Here is an 18832-nt window from a genome sequence, read left to right as displayed (position 1 = left end):
AATCCCGGGAATTCGGGACTCTCATCTTAGTCTAAATAAAATGAAAGATCAGAAAATTGTTATCATCGATTATGATGCAGGAAATATTCAATCGGTAAAATATGCTTTTGAGCGATTAGGAATTACTCCTGTTGTTTCAAATGACGAAGAAGTGATTCGCAGTGCAGATAAAGTGATATTTCCCGGAGTTGGTGAAGCCGCCTGGGCCATGAATTCGCTTCGGAAGAATGGCTTGGATCAATTGATTCCTCAATTGACACAACCCGTGTTAGGTATTTGTTTGGGAATGCAGCTGATGTGCGAAAGTTCCGAAGAAAGCAATACAAAAGGATTGGGTATTTTTCCGCTAAAAGTAAAACGCTTTACCAATGAACGTAAAGTGCCGCATATGGGATGGAATCAGTTGGAGGAACTGAAAGGCAGTTTGTTTAAAGGAGTCTCTGAAATGGAATTTGCCTATTTTGTACATTCTTACTATGTGCCAAGTTCTTCGGAGACTGTTGCATCTTGTAACTATATATTGAATTTCAGTGCTTCACTTCAGAAAGATAATTTCTATGCCTGTCAGTTTCATCCTGAAAAATCGGGAGAAGTAGGAGTTAGGATACTCGAAAATTTTATCAATCTGTAAAAGGAATTGGAATTTATTGTGAGAAAATAGGAGGATGTGCGCTAATCTCGTATATCAAATCTCACATCTCATGTCTTATATCTAAAAAAAATGACTAAAATAAAAATAATACCAGCCATCGATACCATAAAAGGGAGATGTGTTCGACTAACAAAAGGAGATTACGATACCGAAAAAGTATATAGTGAAGATCCGTTGCAGGTAGCAAAAGGCTTTGAAGAATTAGGAATTACCCGTCTGCATTTGGTTGATTTGGAAGGTGCTAAATCAGGACATATTTGCAATTCGGAAGTGTTGCGGAGAGTGGCTTCCGGAACCAATCTGAAAATCGATTTTGGTGGAGGAGTGAAATCTGATGAAGATATCGAATTGGCTTTTCAGTGCGGAGCGAATCAGGTTACAGGTGGCAGTATTGCCGTTTCGAATCCTGAGATGTTCGAAAAATGGATGAGTAAATACGGATCTGAAAAAATGATTTTGGGAGCCGATGTTCGAAACGAAATGGTTTCAATTTCCGGATGGAAAGAAGATTCTGATTATCATCTGTTCAAATTTTTGGAGAATTATCAGAAAAAAGGTGTAAAAACAGTAATCTGTACCGATATTTCGAAAGATGGAATGCTGCAGGGACCAGCTGTTGAGTTGTATCAATCGGTAATGAAAGAATTTCCCAATTTGGAACTGGTTGCAAGCGGAGGAGTTGGTAACATCGAAGATGTTCGCATTTTGAATGAGATTGGCTGTTGGGGCGTGATTATCGGCAAAGCGATTTACGAAAAGAGAATTGATATGAACGAATTGGTTAACGAATTTATCCTGTAAATATGCTGTCGAAACGAATAATACCCTGTTTGGATGTAAAAGACGGAAGAACGGTTAAAGGAGTTAATTTTGTCGATTTACGAGACGCCGGTGATGCTGTTGAATTGGCTGCGTATTATGCAGAGCAAGGAGCGGACGAATTGGTCTTTTTAGACATTACAGCCACTCATGAAAAGAGGAAAACACTTGTTGATTTGGTGCAGAAAGTAGCAAAAGAACTAAATATACCTTTCACTGTTGGTGGAGGAATTTCTACACCGGAGGATGTTGGCATTCTGTTGAATGCCGGAGCCGATAAGGTATCCATAAATTCTTCGGCTGTCCGAAATCCAAAGCTAATATCAGATTTGGCTTCCCGATTCGGCAGTCAGTGCGTTGTTGTTGCCGTAGATGCCCGCTTTGCTGATGGCAAATGGGAAGTCTATTTAAATGGCGGAAGATTAGCTGCCGGAATTGATTTGTTCGATTGGATTCTGGAAGCAGAGAGATTGGGTGCAGGAGAAATCTTGTTTACGTCAATGAATCACGATGGAACCAAGAATGGATTTGCGAATGAAACTTTGGCGAAACTATCCGAGATGATAAATATTCCAATTATAGCTTCGGGCGGAGCTGGAAATATGGAACATTTTGCAGATACATTTACCGAAGGGAAGGCTGATGCCGCTTTGGCAGCCAGTGTTTTTCATTTTAAGGAAATAGAAATTCCCAATTTGAAAACATATCTAAAAAGTAAGAATATACCAGTAAGAATATAAACGAACCACAATTATAAAAGATGAATTTTAAAGATCTGACAAACCAAATTGATTTCGAAAAAGGAGAAGGACTTGTGCCTGCAATTATTCAAGATGTTAAAACACAAAAGGTGTTGATGCTGGGATACATGAATAAGGAATCGTACGAAAAAACAATCGAGATTGGAAAAGTAACTTTCTATAGCAGAAGTAAAAAAAGACTTTGGACCAAAGGAGAAGAAAGTGGTAATTTTCTTGAATTGAAAGATTTAAGTTTAGATTGTGATAATGACACTTTACTGATAAAAGTGGCACCGGTAGGTCCGGTTTGTCACAAAGGCACGGATACTTGCTGGCAGGAAGAGAACAAAGCATCATCCATTGATTTTTTGCTGCAGTTGCAGCAGGTAATTACCGAGAGAAAGAAGAATTTGTCTGAGAAATCTTATACCGCAAGTCTTTTTAATAAAGGAATTAATAAGATTGCCCAAAAGGTAGGAGAAGAGGCTGTTGAGCTGGTGATTGAAGCCAAAGATGACAATAAAGATTTATTTATGGGTGAAGCTGCTGATTTGATGTTTCATTACATGGTGCTCCTTGCAGCTAAAGATTACAAGTTGGAAGAAGTCGTTAGCCTTTTGGTAGAACGCCACAGCAAATAAAAATTTATTTGAAAGAAAGAAAAGAGGGTGTCTAAAAAGTTTTGTTCTATTGTCATTCTGATCCCGATGAATCGGGACGAAGAATCTTTTACTTTAGAAAACAGATGTTTCGTCCCGATAGCCATTGGGATCGGTTAACATGACAATCCATTACAAAATATTCCTTTTTGGACACCTTCTTAGTCGTATTTTAAAATGTGTTCATATGAATTTTTTCTTTTTTGAGAAAAGTTTCATCGCGACCTGCTTTCTCGCCATCTTTATAGCCGATAGCAATAATTGCCAGAATTTTAATATTTGCAGGCATGTTTACCACTTCCTGAATATAAGATTCTGCTGATTGCTCATCATTGTATTCTCTTTCTCTTATCTGAATCCAACAGGTTCCCAATCCCTCCTTTTCCGCTTGTAACTGAATAAAAGTGGCTGCAATAGCACAATCTTCTATCCAAACATCACTTTTATCAGCATCGCCTGCTACTACAATAGAACAAGCTGCATTTTTTAGGAATCCAGCTCCAAGTGGTTTGCAAACTGAAAGTTTTTCATTGATTTCCTTTTGGTCAACAATTACAAATTCACATGGATATGAACTTTTTGATGAAGGAGCCAATAAGGCAGCTTGCATAATGCGCTCAAGTTTTGCTGCTTCGATAGGTTTGTCGGTAAATTTTCGAATGCTTCGTCGTTTGTAAAATAATTCTAACATGAGTTTGATTTTTAGCTTCGTTCCAAAAGTAGGAATAAATGTTTTTTTTTCATCCTGCTAAACCAGATTAGTACTGATGATGTAGCGGAATTCCATTTTAAACTCCCGTAAATGTTGCAAAGTCCGGATTTTAATGCTGAAAATTATCCTTAGATTTGAAATTATTTAAACACTTATTTTATTACTTAATTTTAAATAAAAATAAATACACTGCTTGATATGAGAACAACATTGCTAATCGTTTTGATGCTAACTGTTATTGCTTTGGGAAAGGCTCAGGATCAGGCGAGATCATATATGTGCTATAAAACTTCTAATCCAATAAATATAGATGGAGTTTTAAGTGATTCGGAGTGGGGAGATGTAGATTGGTCAGAATATTTTGTGGATATAGAAGGAGATAAAAAACCTTTGCCTACCTATAAAACTCATGTTAAAATGGCATGGGATGAGGATTATTTTTATGTGGCTGCAGAATTGGAAGAACCACATGTTTGGGCAAAGTTAAAACAACGGGATACAGTAATATTTTACGATAATGATTTCGAGGTGTTTATTGATCCTCAGGGGGATAATCATAGGTATTATGAGTTTGAAATGAATGCTTTAAATACCATTTGGGATTTGATGTTGGCAAAACCATATCGTGATGGTGCTCCTGCAATTAATGCATGGGATATAAAAGGATTAAAATCGGCAACAGCCATTTACGGAACAATAAATGATTCTTCGGACAAGGATGAGAAGTGGACATTGGAAATTGCTTTCCCATGGGAAGTATTGAAGGAGTGTGCTCCTGAACAGCGAAAGCCGAAAAACGGAGAACAATGGCGGGTCAATTTTTCTCGGGTAAATTGGGATGTGAAAGCAGATAAAGAAACGTACTTAAAATGTATTGATCCAGAAACTGGAAAAACTTTCCCGGAACACAATTGGGTATGGTCTCCACAAGGAGTTATTGCAATGCATCAGCCTGAAACATGGGGATATGTACAGTTTTCAACAACAAAGGCAGGCGAGGGAAGTGTTGTGTTTAAAATGGATGAAGATTATCCTTTAAAAAGGGAACTGATTAAATTGTATAAGCAGCAGAAGCAGTATTGCAGCGAGAAAGGATCTTATCAAAAAGAACTGAAATCACCTTTCGCAATTCAGGTGGAAGTAACGAAAAAGCAATTTATAATTTATGCCAAAGGAAAAACGGGGAAAACTTGGTATATCGATCACGAAAGTAAGATATGGAGTGAATAAGAAAATTTGAGGGTGTCCGAAAAGGGCACCTTTTTTTTATTAAGTGTATGGTACTGAATAAATCCTATTTATCTTTAGAATTCTGAATCATTTAGCAAATTTAACATGTGCAAAACAAAATTAACTTCAATCCTTTTAGCCTTTATTCTTCTGGGTTTTTCATGTAATGTTCCTCTTGAATCAAAATCCTATAAAAACGGGGTCGTGGTAACAGCTCATTATTTGGCTTCTGAAGTTGGGAAGGATATATTACAAAAAGGTGGAAATGCTTTTGATGCGGCTGTTGCCGTACAATTTGCGTTGGCAGTTGTCTACCCACGAGCCGGAAATATTGCCGGAGGAGGTTTTGCCGTTATCAGAACTTCTGGCGGAGATTATAATTCTCTTGATTTTCGGGAAACAGCACCAAAAGCTGCATATGAACAGATGTATTGTGATGAGGATGGAAGAGTTAATTCTGATTTGAGTAAAAATGGGGATTTGGCTGTTGGAGTTCCGGGTACCGTAGATGGAATGGTAAAGTTGCATCAGAAGTATGGGAAAATGGATTGGAAGGCATTGTTAGAACCAGCAATTAAACTGGCTGAGAATGGTGTTGCTTTAAGTTTGTTGGAAGCAAATAAATTAAATGATTACCACGATCAAATACAAAATCAAAACAAAGGGAAGAGTTTAGTTCCTTATTTAAGGGAAGGTCTTTTTAGAGAGGGAGATACCTTGAGTAATATTGCATTGTCAAGAACATTATCACGAATAAAAGCAAGTGGACGCAATGGATTTTATGAAGGGGAAACTGCAGGATTGATTGTTTCAGAGATGGAAAAACATGGCGGTATTATTACAGCTAAAGATTTACAGGATTATCAATCTATCTGGCGAAAGCCATTGTTAGGTGAATATCGGGGACATAAAATCATTTCAATGCCTCCGCCATCAAGTGGAGGTGTGGCATTGGTTCAGTTGCTGAAAGGAGCCGGGATGTATAAAATGAATAAGTATAGTTTTGGATCTTTTGAGCACATTCATTTAATGGTCGAATTAGAGCGAAGAGTGTATGCCGATCGGGCTGCATGGCTTGGCGATCCTGATTATTACGAGGTTCCTGTTAATCGATTAGTTGACGATGAATATTTAGAGAATCGATTTGCTGGTATTGAAATGGATAAGAAAATAAATTCGCAGGATATAAAAGCAGGAAGTGTTGAGCTGATAGAGAGTTTTGAAACCACTCATTTTTCAATCGCCGATTCGGAAGGTAATGCAATTGCTGTAACCACCACGTTAAATGGAAATTACGGTAGTAAAGTGATGGTTGAAGGAGGCGGGTTTTTTCTAAACAATGAAATGGATGACTTTAGCAGCAAACCCGGTTTTCCAAATCAGTTCGGATTGGTTGGAGGTGAAGCCAATTCAATTCAGCCCGGGAAACGAATGCTGAGCAGTATGACACCAACAATTATTGAGAAGGATGGGAAACTGTTTATGGTGTTGGGTTCTCCCGGAGGATCGACAATAATAACCTCAGTCTTTCAAAATATCATTAATAAAATAGATTTTAAGATGAACCCACAGCAGGTTGTTGATGCGCCTCGCATTCATTCGCAATGGTTACCCGATGAAATATATGTAGAAACGGATTTTCCATCGAAGGAAGTTGTAGATAAACTTAAAGATCTGAAACATATAGTAAAACCTCAATCGAAAATTGGAACGATGGCCGATATTTTTGTTTCGGACTCGGGAGAATACATTGGTGTTGCAGATACTAAAAGACATAAGGACAGCCGGGCGTCTGGTTATTAGTAAAAAAGGCAAATTTCATTTGAAATTTGCCTTTTTTGAACTTATGGTAATTGGGTTAGAAATTTATTCCTGTTTAAACAGCAAAAAAAAATGGGAGGCCTGAATATCTTTTCTTAATCAGTAATAGCGACTTAATGAAACATGAAAAAGATAAACCTCAAAAAGTGTCAGGATAGAAACGAGTTTGGCTCGTCCCATTAATAATTTGCTTCGTTTTAAAAGTAATAACTTTTTCAAAATATCAAACAGCTGGATAGGAATCACAGGCTTATTTTTTGTCAATCCAAATAAATGCAATACCAATATTCAGTTAAAAATGTCGTTTGATTATTGTGAAACAAATTTCATTCCAGTAGATTTGCTGTTCATAAAAAAAAGTAGAAGATGAGTCCAACATTCCCTCAAAAAGTAATTAAATATTGTCCCAAATGTGGTGGAGCAGAGTTTCTTTACAAAAGTGATAATTCATTTTTGTGTGAGAACTGCTATTTTCATTTGTATGTAAATGCCTCTGCTGCAGTCGCTGCTTTAATAGTTAACGAAAAAGGAGAGTTGTTACTTGCCAAACGAGCTGTTGAACCCCAGAAAGGAATGCTCGATTTACCAGGAGGCTTTGTGGATGTAATGGAAACAGCAGAACAGGCACTTTGTCGTGAAATTAAAGAAGAGTTGAATTTAGAAGTTGCAGAATTGTCCTATTTTATGTCTTATCCAAACGAATATGTTTTTGGTGGATTATCTGTATTTACATTGGATTTGGCCTATATTTGCAAAATAAAATCTTTTAAAGAAATTGATGCAAAGGATGACATTGTGGGTTTTGAATTTATACATCCAAATAATATTTGTCAGGATGAAATTTGCTCAGGTTCAATAATTCAAATAATACAAGAATATAGTAAGATGACTGAACGCTAAAAAAATCACAAGATCCATTCTGTGAATTGTGATTTTTTATACTTCTGTTTTTTGCCTTTGTTTTTTAGCTCTGGCTAATTTCTTTTTCCGAACAGCATCGTTATGGCGTAGTGTAATGTTCAACATCTTTTTTGTGACATAGTTTGCATCCGCATTCCACAGATTAGCATATTCATTAGCCATTATTTTAATCATTTCCTCATTTGCTCCAATTCTATAGAAATTTTTAATTCCTAAATCAAGATCAACATTTTTAAATTTGGTTCGATTTAAATCAACCAAATAGAATTTGAAATTTAAGCCTTCTTCTTTGATTAGTGTATTTCCTGGTGAATGATCGATAAAATACATGCCTTTTTTGTGAAAGTCATATGTGAAACGAGTAAATTCAATCAAAACCTTCTCGATTTCAGCGATCTCTTTCCCAATTAATTCTCTATAGGTATAATCGCATTCTTCTTGAATTGATATATAGTAGCTGTTGCTTAAACCCCCATTTTTGTAAAACTCAATACAAGCAATTGGTTCAGGAGTTGATATTTCCATTTCTAAAAGCCTTGTAGCATAGTCGAAAGATCTTTTTGCTTTTGATTCTCTTAGGTATCGATAAGCATACTTATTAATGATATTAGGGGTTTTAAAAGATTTAACATTAATCTTTAGCCCCTCAATTTCTAGTATCTTTATCGTGTTTCGTCCATCCTGTAAAATTTTACCTTGCAATTCAAATATTCCGGGAATTTCCAGAATCTGCTTTTTAAGGTGTTTGTAGATGGGATTTATATGATAACGCATTATTTAAATCTTTTTAAAGATTTTTTTCTTCTGAAAAAACCTAACTCTCTTTTTTTAGGGACTCCGTTTTCCGCAATATAGTTCTTTGCTGCTTCTAACATCCTTTTGCATGATTTACCATCAAAATAAGGATCGAAGTATTCAATCGCTTCCTTTCTTTTGTCCGCATACTCATCAAGAGTTATTTCTTTTTCAAAAGCTTCCGATAGTTGTAATGGATCCGTAATATCTCTCCAGTACTTTACCGGAGAAGCGTTTTTATAGGTTATGACGGGTTTGTCGAGTAATAGAAATTCAAAAACAACCGAAGATGAGTCGCTTATCATTACATCTGAAATCAGAAGGAATTTATTAATATCAACATCAGCCATCCAAAGCATATTTTTATTGGATGCTGCAATATTCTCATAATCCTTCATCCATTTTGGATCTGTTAACGGGTGAAATTTCAGAATTAATAAAACATCATCTCTTTCTTCCACAAATTTCTGTATCCCTTCTTGCATAAAAGGTAAAGAGGTGATTGAAGGAGGAAAAGTTGGTGCGTATAAAGCTATTTTTTTTTTATTGTATTTGAGTAGTAATTCTTGTTTGTAGTCATTGTATCTTGTCAGATCTCTCAAAATACTATCTCTTCTTGACCAGCCAGTCTCAACAACTTCAGCTTTCCGTCTATTCTTAAGCGATTTCTTATATCCATTAGTAAAATAAGGACCTTGAGTTAAATAAAGATCGAAATAATCACGAATTCTGAAGTATCTTTTCTCACCACACTCATAGCCATGTGATATTTGAATTTTAACTCCCGGCAGATCATAAGGAACTACATTACAAGGAACGAAGATTATTTCCGGCGAAAATTTATAAATGTCACTAATATTGTGAGTCCAAGGAACCTCCTTGTCGAAATGAGGGATGTTCTTTTCATGAATATACCATAGAATTTCATGGCAACCTTCCGAAATAGCTTCTTCATATATTGGTTCAACCATGGATATTGTATACTTCTGTTCGCAAAATAAAACTATTCTCATTCTGTTATTTTTAGGATCAATTTACTGGGTATGATGCGATATAAATTTGAGTTTATATTAAAATGTAAATATAGTGTTGAACTAAATTTGACTCTAGCATGCAAAGAAAACAAAAATTGTATTCTAATTCAATTTTACAGCACCAATTAAGCAATATTAGGAGTCTGGCAAGCCATTGATAAAACACATTTTTTATAAAAAACACAGATTATAATACCTATCTTTGTCCACTTGAATTTTAAATTTTGATGAGTAATGCAAAAAAAAGGTAGTCTTTTAATCGTTTTAATGTTTGTAGGTATAATTGTTTTTGCTCAGAAGAAAACTAATTACGAGATAGGTGCTTCTTCAGCAGTTGGTACTGACAATAATCTTCCTTTTTGGCTTCTTTCTAATCAAAATGGGATTGTGCCTACTCATGGTTATGTAATGGGTGATTTATCCCTTGGTATGAATTTTGAGGAAAATCAAAATGAGTCATTTGATTTTATGTGGAAAGCTTCAGGACTTGTTTATACGGGAAAAGAATCAAAGTTGATGGTTAATCATCTATATGGCGGTATACGATGGAGGTTCATCCATTTTTATATTGGGCAAAAAAGTCATGCTCAAAAATATGACGGATTATCTTCAACTAATGGTGATTTATTGTATTCAAATAACTCGCGGGCATACCCTCAATATGAATTAAGTGTTCCGGAATGGACAAATGTACCCTACACAAAAGGCTTTATTTCTTTTAAAGGACTTTTATCTGATGGAATTACAATGGACAACAGGTATATTGATAATGCAAGAATTCATCACAAGAATTTTTACCTGCGGATTTTTGAAGATTACAAGCTGAGTGCAAGTGCAGGTATTGAACATTATGCATTGTGGGCAGGAACGCATCCTGTAAATGGTAATATTTCGGGCTCATTAAGTAAGTATATGAAGATTTTTATGATTGAAGGAGATGATGCCGGTTCTTTTAATAATGACGAGTACCGCTTAGGTAATCATATCGGAAGTTATCGATTTGATGTTTATTATAATGATGATAAATTTAGTTTGAATGCTTATCTCCAAACGGTTTTTGAAGATGGTTCAGGTAAACGGATGAACAATAACCCTGATGGTTTGTACGGCATCTACTATAAAAATAAAAAAAGTGATAATGCTCTAATTCAATCAGCTGTTATTGAATATTATCACACATCCTATCAAGGAGGATCGATTTTTCAGATAGGAGATCATATTTTAGGAGGGCGTGATAATTATTTTAATCATGGCGAATACCGATCAGGATGGACTCACCAAGGCAGAACAATTGGTTCGCCTTTATTTACGACCGGAACTAAAGATGGACACGTTGTAATCGCAAATAATCGCTTTAAGGCTGTTCATTTTGGTATTGGAGGCGAAATATTTGGTTTACCCTATAAAACATACTTTACTTACAGTAGCAATTATGGTACATATAATATTCCATACGCATCTAAATTGAAGCAATTTTCTGGATATGCAGAGGTGAATGTGCCCGTAAAACAGATCCCATTTAAAATTGATCTTGCCTGTGCTTTGGATCGAGGGAAATTACTTGGTGATAATCTGGGATTTTGGATTAGACTATCGAAAAAAGGAATTTTAAGTTCAAAAAAATCTTTGAAATAAGTTATTTTTATATGCCTGATAAAAGAAAATCATATTTTGCATTATTCTATTTAGAAAATAATTATTTCTTTCCTCATTTTATTTCTGTGATGGATGAGCTGAGAGTTAATGGGCTGTCTTTTGCGATTATAATTCCAGAAGAAAAATCAAGAAATCTTGAAGAACAAAATAAAACAACCATAGCCCATTGTTGTGAACATGGTATTGAGTATTTGCCTCTAAAACGGGAAGGATTAGTTTGTGAGTTTTTGGTATTTGGCAATTCGATTCAAGAAACCAATATTACTTTTAAGAAAACAGTATCAATTTTCCATGGATGTTGGGGAGGTAAAAATGTGTATTTGAGAGATGAGCTTACTCAATTTGATATTCGCTTTGTTGAAACAGATTTTATTCGTGAGAATATTCTTCGTGCACATCCAGAAAAGAAGGACAACACTGTTGTTGTTGGATATTCGAAATTAGATTTGTTACTGCGGAATGATGATGATGCAATTCGGAATTTAAGGAAAAAGTATTTTTTCGATCCAACTAAGAAAACCATTCTTTATGCACCTACATTTTATCCTTCATCAATTGGAAAAATCCCAGCCAACTTACCGAAGTTATTATCAAATTATAATATTATAATTAAACCTCATTTTTATATCTACATGAGGAAAAAATATTCTAGTGAGCTACGATTAATTCAAAAGTGGAATCAGCAGGATAATGTTTATTTCGCAGACTTATCGGAAAATTCACTGATCCCATTTATGCAGGTAGCAGATATTTTGGTATCTGATTTCTCAGCGGCTATTTATGAATTTGCCGCTATGAGAAAACCAGTAATCGTTAATCGTTTTGTAAAATCCAGATGGTATTATAAATTAATGCCAAACAAATTGAATAAGAGGCTGGATCTCTTTAATTTTGATTTGTGGAACGTAGGCGATAATGCCAATGATTACCAACAGATGGTTAGTTTGTTGAAAGAAAATTTAGAAAATAGCAATAAAAACATCAATCAAAGACAAGATTTAGTTAGAATGGTTGTGGGTGATGTGGATGGTAAAGTTGCTTATAGAATAGTGAAACATCTAAAATATATATATCATGAGCAAAAGTGTTTACATAGGGATGAGTGCCGATATCATTCATCCGGGGCATTTGAATATTATCAAAGAAGGCGAAAAGTTGGGTAGTGTTACTGTTGGTGTTCTTACAGATAAGGCAATTGCAAGTTATAAGCGTTTACCTTATTTGGATTACGAACAGAGAAAAATGATCGTTGAAAATATAAAAGGAGTTGAAAAAGTAATTCCTCAGGATTCTCTTGACTATGTACCAAACTTAATGAAGGTGAAACCTGATTTTGTTGTTCATGGTGATGATTGGAAAGAAGGAATTCAACAGGAAACCAGACAACGTGTAATCGACACCATCAAAGAATGGAATGGTAAGGTTATTGATGTTCCTTATACACAGGGGATTTCTTCTTCTAAATTAAATGAGAAGGTAAAGTCGATAGGAACGACTCCTGAAATAAGAATGAAGAGATTACGTCGGCTAATTCAAGCCAAACCTATTGTTCGTATTCTTGAATCTCACAGTGGACTGACAGGACTAATTGCAGAAAATGCTAAAGTGAGCGTAAATGGTTTAAATCAAGAGTTTGATGGAATGTGGTCAAGTAGTTTGACTGATTCTACCTCAAAGGGAAAGCCTGATATTGAGGCCGTTGACATTACAACCAGAATGCATGGTTTAAATGACACTTTGGAGTGTACAACGAAGCCTATAATTTACGATGGCGATACAGGAGGAAAAGTAGAACATTTTGTATTTACTGTGAGAACTTTGGAACGTCACGGCATTTCTGCAGTTATTATCGAAGATAAAACAGGTTTAAAAAAGAATTCTTTATTTGGAACATCAGTTGCTCAGACTCAGGATACAATTGAAGATTTTTCGGCAAAAATTAAAGCCGGAAAACTAGCTCAGGTTACTGAAGATTTCATGATTATTGCACGTGTAGAAAGTTTGATTCTTGGAAGAACGGTAGAAGAGGCTTTGGAAAGAGCGCATGCGTATGTTAAAGCAGGTGCCGATGGAGTGATGATTCACAGCAAAGAGAATACAGGAGATGACATAAAAGAGTTCTGTGAACGATTCAGAGCAGATAATAAGAATACTCCGATTGTAGTGGTTCCATCTACATTTAATCACATTACAGAAGAGGAATTTAGCAAAATGGGTGTAAATGTAGTGATTTATGCAAATCACATGTTGCGAGCTTCTTATCCTGCAATGATGGATGTTGCAAAATCGATTCTTGCAAATGGACGTTCATCAGATGCAAATGATAAATGTATGCCTATTAAAGAGATCCTTGAATTAATCCCAGGTACTAAATAAGATTAGAATGATAGAATTAAAATCATTTTTTAAAAATCTGGAGAGCAATGATGTGAACTTCTATACAGGAGTTCCAGATTCTCTTTTAGCTTCACTTTCCGCTTATATGTTTGATAACTATCCAGCAAATAAGCATATTATTGCCTCAAATGAAGGTGCTTCGGTGGGATTGGCAAGCGGATACCATTTGGCAACAGGATTGATTCCTGTTGTTTACATGCAAAATTCAGGGATTGGAAATGCAGTAAATCCTTTATTGTCATTAGCCGATGAGGATGTTTATAAAATTCCAATGATTCTTTTTGTTGGATGGCGCGGTGAGCCGGGAGTTAAGGATGAACCTCAGCATGTTAAGCAAGGGAAGGTATCGAAAGATCTTTTTGATGCAATGCAAATTCCGTGTGAAGTATTAGGTACAGATACTAAGGAGGCAAACAAGCAAGTTGGTGAAGCCTTAAGAGTTTGTAAGGAAAACTCAAGTCCGTTTGTATTCTTGGTTAAAAAAGGAACATTCGAAACCTATAAGCTGGCTTCAAACGAAGTTGAAAACAACTATCCGGAAAGAGAAGAAGCCATTGAAAAAGTGGTGGAGATAATTGAGGATAATTCAGTAGTTGTTTCTACGACGGGTAAGATTTCCAGAGAACTTTTTGAGATCAGAGAAAAGCACAATACCGGACACGAGAAAGATTTTCTTACTGTTGGGTCAATGGGGCACGCTTCTCAAATTGCCATGGGTGTTGCCATGCATTCTAACAAAAAAGTGTATTGTTTTGATGGCGACGGTGCAATCATTATGCATACAGGATCTTTTGGAATAATTGCAGCGGCCGATTGCAAAAATCTAAAGCACATTGTATTTAATAACGGAGCTCACGATTCGGTAGGCGGACAGCCAACGGTTGGTTTTGATATTGATTTTGGTCAGATAGCAAAGGGGTTTGGATACAAAGAATCTTTTTTTGCAGATTCTCATGAGTCATTGAATTCAATTCTACCTCAGTTTATCGCTAGTGAAGGACCATCGATATTGGAAATTCGTGTTAAAAAGGGTGCAAGAAACGAATTGGGAAGACCAACAACAACCCCAGTTGAGAACAAGCTAAGTTTGATGGAATTCTTAAAATAATGATTGAGAATATATACATAGGTAAGGGAAGTATTTCCAACTTATCGGAAATATTGAAATTACACTCAGGCAAAAAGATATTTTTAGTAACAGGTAAATCCTCTTACACGAAATCCGGAGCTCAAAAAATAATGGAATCTCTTTTAAAGGGGATTCCATATTTTAGATTTTCTGATTTTGAAGAGAATCCTAAACTGGAAGATGTTGAGAAGGGAATTGAGCTTTTTAAAAAAGAGAACTGTGAATTAACCATTGCGGTTGGTGGTGGAAGTGTGATTGACATCGCAAAACTGATTAATAGTTTATCAATGGTTCATGAGAATCTGGAAGAAACTATTAAGGCAAACCAATTGGAACAAAAGCCATTTCCTTTTGTTGCCATTCCAACAACTGCAGGAACCGGAAGTGAGGCAACGCATTTCGCAGTGATGTATATTAATGGAGAGAAATATTCTTTTGCCCACAAATATATCTTACCTGAATATGTAATTGTAGATTCTCAATTCACGTATTCTACTCCAGCTTACCTAACGGCATGTACCGGAGCAGATGCTTTTTGTCAGGCAGTGGAGTCGATGTGGGCAACCGGAGGAAATTCGGAATCCAAAGAATATGCAAAGAAAGCGATTCTCTTGGTTTGGAATAATTTGGTAGATGCAGTGACAAAAAATGATTATGCTTCGAAAGATGCTGTAAGCGAAGGTGCTTATTGGGCAGGAAAAGCAATTAATATATCCAAGACAACTGCGAGTCATGCTTTGTCGTACAAAATGACATCCTTATTTGATGTACCTCACGGACACGCTGTAGCGCTTACCTTGGTTCATGTGATGAAGGCAAATTATGAATATGCCAAAGAAGATATTCAACGAATTATTTCGTTGATTAATGCAGATAATCTATCTGATGGTGTAGTAAAAATCGAAACATTTTGGTCAGAAATTGGTTTATGCATGAAGTTAAGTCAGTTAGGGATTGAAGAAAACCAGATTTTTAAGCTATCCAATTGTAATCTGGAAAGGTTGAAGAATAACCCGGCATTGCTGACAAAAGAATACATTGAAAATCTTTTCAGGAGTATTGTTTAAAACCCAAAAAGAGTAAAGCGGATACTATTTAGTCATCCCTTAAAAAGATTCCAGAATATTGATAATCAACTGATAAACTTTTTTATTCCCTACTTAAATCTGCAAGCAAATAAGTATCTTAGTTGAAAATCTTGCAGATATGGTTGGAAAACAGGACAATACACCTCAATTAAGTATTTTTGACACACCACTGGAACGATTCATCAATTTAGAGCATGAATTGTGTATTTTATCAAGGCGAATTGACTGGGATTCAATAGAAATAGAATTCTCTGTTTATTTTTCCGAAATCGGACGTCCATCTGTTCCAATCCGAAGAATGGTAGGGTTGCTTCTGTTGAAACACATTTATAATTTAAGTGATGAGTCCATCGTTGACAGATGGATTGAAAATCCCTATTGGCAGTATTTTAGCGGGGAGAAAGTTTTTCAAACACAAAAGCCTTTTGATCCAACCGAGTTTATACATTTTAGAAACCGTATTGGGAAAGAAGGAGCAGAAATATTATTGAAAGTATCAATTCAGTTATTTGGCAAAGAAGCTCAGGAAAAAGAAGTATTAATTGACAGTACGGTACAAGAGAAGAATATCACTTACCCAACCGACGCAAAACTACACAAGCGTATAATTGAGAAAGTAAACAAGATAGCCAAACAAGAAGGAATCACATTACGCCAAACTTATACCCGAACCTTAAAGCAGTTGATGATAGACCAACGTTTTCATAATCATCCAAAAAGAAGGAAGAAAGCCAAAGCTGCATTACGAAAAATCAAGACTATTGCTGGTCGCCAGGTCAGAGATATCCAAAGACAATTCACCACATCTCAACAAAACAGATATCAGGAATTATTTATCATTCTCGATAAAGTCTTAACGCAGCAAAAAGGAAATAAGAACAAGATTTACAGTATCCATGAACCTGAGACTCGCTGTATTGCTAAAGGAAAAGAAGCAAAGAAATTTGAGTTTGGAAACAAGACTGGGTTTGTTTTGACCAAAACCACAAAAATAGTAGTTGGCGCTATTGCCTTTGAAAATAATCCTTACGATGGCCACACTCTAGAAGAACATTTAAAACAAACAGAATATTTAACAGGAAGTTGTCCAAAAATAGGGATCGTAGACAGAGGATACAGAGGGAAAAAGAAAATCAATGGTACTGAAATAATATCACCTTCTGTTCCTAAAAGAGAAACGACTCAGTATGAAAAACAAAAAGCAAGGAAACGTTTTAGATCCAGAGCTGGAATAGAACCGGTTATTGGACATATTAAGCAAGATCACAGAATGTTAAGGAATTATCTAAAAGGTCTTCCAGGTAATCAATTAAATACAATTTTTGCCGGAACTGGGTTTAATCTAAAGAAAATGCTCAATAGAATTAAAGAGCAAATCCTTTGTGTCTTTTTTAAAAAACCAAATCTTTGGATGCAATTATTTTCAAAAATCAAACTCCCAAAATATCTGGCTTTTTAAGGGATGACTATTTATCGTTTAGAATCCGCTCCCCCAACACTAAATCTCCTTCAAAAGTAATTTTGATGTTGGATTCGTCACCTTCAACAATGTAGATGGCTTCTGTTGGTAGATATTTCAATACAACACCACAATCATCTGTTGCCACAAAATCAGGATCTTTTAAAGCAATTTCATAAGCTGATTTAATTGTATGGTAAGGAAAGGCCTGAGGCGTTTGTGCTCTTCTTAAAAAACTTCTTTGCGGAACAGAAATAATTTTGTTTTTCTCGTCAACTTCAAAAATGGTATCAACAGTTGTTATGGCAACAGCAACTGATTTTCCAGCATTAAGTTCTCGAATTACATTAGAAATAATTTCACTTGAAACAAAGGGGCGTACAGCATCATGAAAGATTAAGTTGATATTTTGTTCTTCTTGATATGCATGAATAGCAGCAAGACTTGAATTACTTCTTTCTTTGCCTCCAGGCAAAATGTGCTTCACTTTATTGAAGTTATTCTCTTTTACAATGCATTCAACTTCATGAATAAAATCAGCCTGCATAATGATGCATATTTCATCGATATCCGGGTGATTTTCAAGCGCTTCAATAGAATGCTGAATGATTGGTTTCTCTCCAAGAATCAGGAATTGTTTAGGTAATGATCCTCCCATACGTTTTCCGCTTCCTCCGGCCAATATAACAGCAATATTTTTCATTTGGTTATAATTTTTATTCAGTTGTCAGATGGAACTTACCCTTTGCAAATAATTATTTACTTACGGACGTTTCGTTTTTCTGATTTAAATTAACGTATCGAAATTACAATTAAATCGGCGTTTTAAAAAGCAAAAAAGAACCGCTCCAAATGGAAGCGGTTTGTTTTTTTAGTAGAGCAGGAGAATCGTATTTTACTGGAAGTGCTCTTTAAGGTCTCATTTTTAGAGTCTATTTAAAAATATCGTATTCTCCAACATCCGAAAGAATTTCATATCCATCTTCAGTTACTAAAACGGTATGTTCAAATTGAGCGGATAATTTCTTGTCAATCGTGCGTGCTGTCCATCCATCTTTTTCATCAACAACGGCTCTTGGTTTTCCGAGATTAATCATTGGTTCAATGGTGAAAATCATGCCTGCTTTCATTTTTGGTCCGGAATTTTTTGGAGCGATATGCTCAACCTGAGGTGCTTCGTGAAAGTCGATACCAACACCATGACCACAAAATTCGTAAACAACACTATATTTTTTTCCTTTCGCAAATCTTCCGATCATAAATCCGATATTGCCAAAGTAGTTGCCCGGTTTCACTTGCTCAATTCCCAAATACAAAGCATGTTCGGTATCTTCAACTAATTTTGCTGTTTCCTGCGAAACCTCACCAATTGTGAACATGGTACTGGTATCACCATAGTAACCATCCAGAATTGTAGTTACATCAATATTCAAAATATCACCATTTTTAAGAATGGTTTTTTCATCCGGAATACCGTGGCAGATCACATCATTTAAAGAAATACAACATGATTTTGGGAAACCATGATAATTCAACGGAGCTGGTATTGCACCATTGTTTCGAATGTAGTCTTCAATCAACTGATTTAAGTATTCTGTGCTAACTCCTTCTTTAACGAAATCGCTAATATATTTTAGAGTATTTCCGGCTAGCTGAGCACTTTTTCGAATCCCCTCAATTTGCTCCGGAGTTTTAATAATAATTTTACTCATAATTTTGT

The 18832-nt window shown here is 35.6% G+C and carries 18 protein-coding genes; 13 read left to right on the top strand and 5 right to left on the bottom strand.

What is annotated here, in order from left to right:
- Nucleotides 1–40 precede the first annotated feature (40 nt).
- The 4 genes from hisH (at nucleotide 41) to hisIE (ending at nucleotide 2852) form a co-directional block, all read left to right on the top strand.
- Nucleotides 41–631 carry an imidazole glycerol phosphate synthase subunit HisH gene (gene hisH / locus ACY0M5_RS16110; RefSeq protein WP_461629832.1) on the top strand — a complete coding sequence of 197 codons (591 nt, stop codon included), beginning with the start codon at nucleotides 41–43 and terminating at the stop codon, nucleotides 629–631.
- A 90-nt stretch (nucleotides 632–721) separates the two neighbouring features.
- The gene (hisA, locus tag ACY0M5_RS16105; protein ID WP_461629831.1) at nucleotides 722–1453 is read left to right on the top strand and encodes a 1-(5-phosphoribosyl)-5-[(5-phosphoribosylamino)methylideneamino]imidazole-4-carboxamide isomerase; all 732 of its coding nucleotides are present in this window, start codon (nucleotides 722–724) and stop codon (nucleotides 1451–1453) included.
- A gap of 2 nt (nucleotides 1454–1455) precedes the next feature.
- Nucleotides 1456–2211, top strand: coding sequence for an imidazole glycerol phosphate synthase subunit HisF (gene hisF / locus ACY0M5_RS16100; RefSeq protein WP_124994318.1), 756 nt, complete (start codon nucleotides 1456–1458; stop codon nucleotides 2209–2211).
- Nucleotides 2212–2231: 20 nt separating this feature from the next.
- Nucleotides 2232–2852 (top strand): bifunctional phosphoribosyl-AMP cyclohydrolase/phosphoribosyl-ATP diphosphatase HisIE, encoded by a 621-nt coding sequence (gene hisIE, locus ACY0M5_RS16095; protein ID WP_461629830.1) that lies wholly within the window; start codon nucleotides 2232–2234, stop codon nucleotides 2850–2852.
- Between the two features lie 190 nt (nucleotides 2853–3042).
- Here the strand turns inward: hisIE and ACY0M5_RS16090 are convergent, their stop codons facing one another.
- Nucleotides 3043–3561, bottom strand: a complete 519-nt coding sequence (locus ACY0M5_RS16090; RefSeq protein WP_156196573.1) for a nitroreductase family protein — start codon at nucleotides 3559–3561, stop codon at nucleotides 3043–3045.
- A gap of 219 nt (nucleotides 3562–3780) precedes the next feature.
- Here ACY0M5_RS16090 and ACY0M5_RS16085 point away from each other — a divergent pair, with 219 nt between their 5' ends.
- The 3 genes from ACY0M5_RS16085 to ACY0M5_RS16075 all read left to right on the top strand — a co-directional run bounded on the left by ACY0M5_RS16085 (nucleotide 3781) and on the right by ACY0M5_RS16075 (nucleotide 7533).
- On the top strand, nucleotides 3781–4812 hold the full coding sequence (locus tag ACY0M5_RS16085) for a carbohydrate-binding family 9-like protein (protein ID WP_461629829.1): 1032 nt from the start codon (nucleotides 3781–3783) through the stop codon (nucleotides 4810–4812).
- Nucleotides 4813–4917: 105 nt separating this feature from the next.
- Nucleotides 4918–6615 (top strand): gamma-glutamyltransferase, encoded by a 1698-nt coding sequence (gene ggt, locus ACY0M5_RS16080; RefSeq protein ID WP_461629828.1) that lies wholly within the window; start codon nucleotides 4918–4920, stop codon nucleotides 6613–6615.
- A 384-nt stretch (nucleotides 6616–6999) separates the two neighbouring features.
- Nucleotides 7000–7533: an NUDIX hydrolase gene (locus ACY0M5_RS16075; protein ID WP_461629827.1), complete on the top strand. Its 534-nt coding sequence runs from the start codon at nucleotides 7000–7002 to the stop codon at nucleotides 7531–7533.
- A 36-nt stretch (nucleotides 7534–7569) separates the two neighbouring features.
- On the opposite strand, the gene ACY0M5_RS16070 is transcribed toward ACY0M5_RS16075, so the two are convergent.
- Both ACY0M5_RS16070 and ACY0M5_RS16065 read right to left on the bottom strand, forming a co-directional pair.
- Complete coding sequence (locus ACY0M5_RS16070) at nucleotides 7570–8328, bottom strand: hypothetical protein (RefSeq protein WP_461629826.1); 759 nt, start codon at nucleotides 8326–8328, stop codon at nucleotides 7570–7572.
- Nucleotides 8328–9362, bottom strand: a complete 1035-nt coding sequence (locus ACY0M5_RS16065; protein WP_461629825.1) for a CDP-glycerol glycerophosphotransferase family protein — start codon at nucleotides 9360–9362, stop codon at nucleotides 8328–8330. Before ACY0M5_RS16065 ends, ACY0M5_RS16070 begins: the two co-directional genes overlap by 1 nt.
- Before the next feature lie 255 nt (nucleotides 9363–9617).
- Here ACY0M5_RS16065 and ACY0M5_RS16060 point away from each other — a divergent pair, with 255 nt between their 5' ends.
- The 6 genes from ACY0M5_RS16060 to ACY0M5_RS16035 all read left to right on the top strand — a co-directional run bounded on the left by ACY0M5_RS16060 (nucleotide 9618) and on the right by ACY0M5_RS16035 (nucleotide 17112).
- Complete coding sequence (locus ACY0M5_RS16060) at nucleotides 9618–11018, top strand: capsule assembly Wzi family protein (RefSeq protein ID WP_461629824.1); 1401 nt, start codon at nucleotides 9618–9620, stop codon at nucleotides 11016–11018.
- An 11-nt stretch (nucleotides 11019–11029) separates the two neighbouring features.
- Complete coding sequence (locus tag ACY0M5_RS16055) at nucleotides 11030–12202, top strand: CDP-glycerol glycerophosphotransferase family protein (protein WP_461629823.1); 1173 nt, start codon at nucleotides 11030–11032, stop codon at nucleotides 12200–12202.
- On the top strand, nucleotides 12114–13415 hold the full coding sequence (gene aepX / locus ACY0M5_RS16050) for a phosphoenolpyruvate mutase (protein ID WP_461629822.1): 1302 nt from the start codon (nucleotides 12114–12116) through the stop codon (nucleotides 13413–13415). The genes ACY0M5_RS16055 and aepX overlap by 89 nt, the downstream gene beginning before the upstream one ends.
- Nucleotides 13416–13422: 7 nt before the next feature.
- Complete coding sequence (gene aepY, locus ACY0M5_RS16045; RefSeq protein ID WP_461629821.1) at nucleotides 13423–14544, top strand: phosphonopyruvate decarboxylase; 1122 nt, start codon at nucleotides 13423–13425, stop codon at nucleotides 14542–14544.
- Nucleotides 14544–15632, top strand: coding sequence for a phosphonoacetaldehyde reductase (locus tag ACY0M5_RS16040; protein WP_461629820.1), 1089 nt, complete (start codon nucleotides 14544–14546; stop codon nucleotides 15630–15632). Before aepY ends, ACY0M5_RS16040 begins: the two co-directional genes overlap by 1 nt.
- Before the next feature lie 139 nt (nucleotides 15633–15771).
- Nucleotides 15772–17112, top strand: a complete 1341-nt coding sequence (locus tag ACY0M5_RS16035) for an IS5 family transposase (RefSeq protein ID WP_461629572.1) — start codon at nucleotides 15772–15774, stop codon at nucleotides 17110–17112.
- 7 nt (nucleotides 17113–17119) lie between these two features.
- Here ACY0M5_RS16035 and ACY0M5_RS16030 read toward each other — a convergent pair whose 3' ends face one another.
- On the bottom strand, nucleotides 17120–17815 hold the full coding sequence (locus tag ACY0M5_RS16030; RefSeq protein WP_461629819.1) for an IspD/TarI family cytidylyltransferase: 696 nt from the start codon (nucleotides 17813–17815) through the stop codon (nucleotides 17120–17122).
- Between the two features lie 229 nt (nucleotides 17816–18044).
- Entirely contained in the window at nucleotides 18045–18824 is a 780-nt protein-coding gene (map, locus tag ACY0M5_RS16025; protein WP_461629818.1) for a type I methionyl aminopeptidase, read from the bottom strand.
- Between the last annotated feature and the right edge of the window lie 8 nt (nucleotides 18825–18832).

The organism is Labilibaculum euxinicum (assembly GCF_963678175.1).
Taxonomy (GTDB): Bacteria; Bacteroidota; Bacteroidia; order Bacteroidales; family Marinifilaceae; genus Labilibaculum; species Labilibaculum euxinus.
Note: the sequence above shows the minus strand (reverse complement) of the source record. Positions and strands in the feature narration are given on the sequence as shown.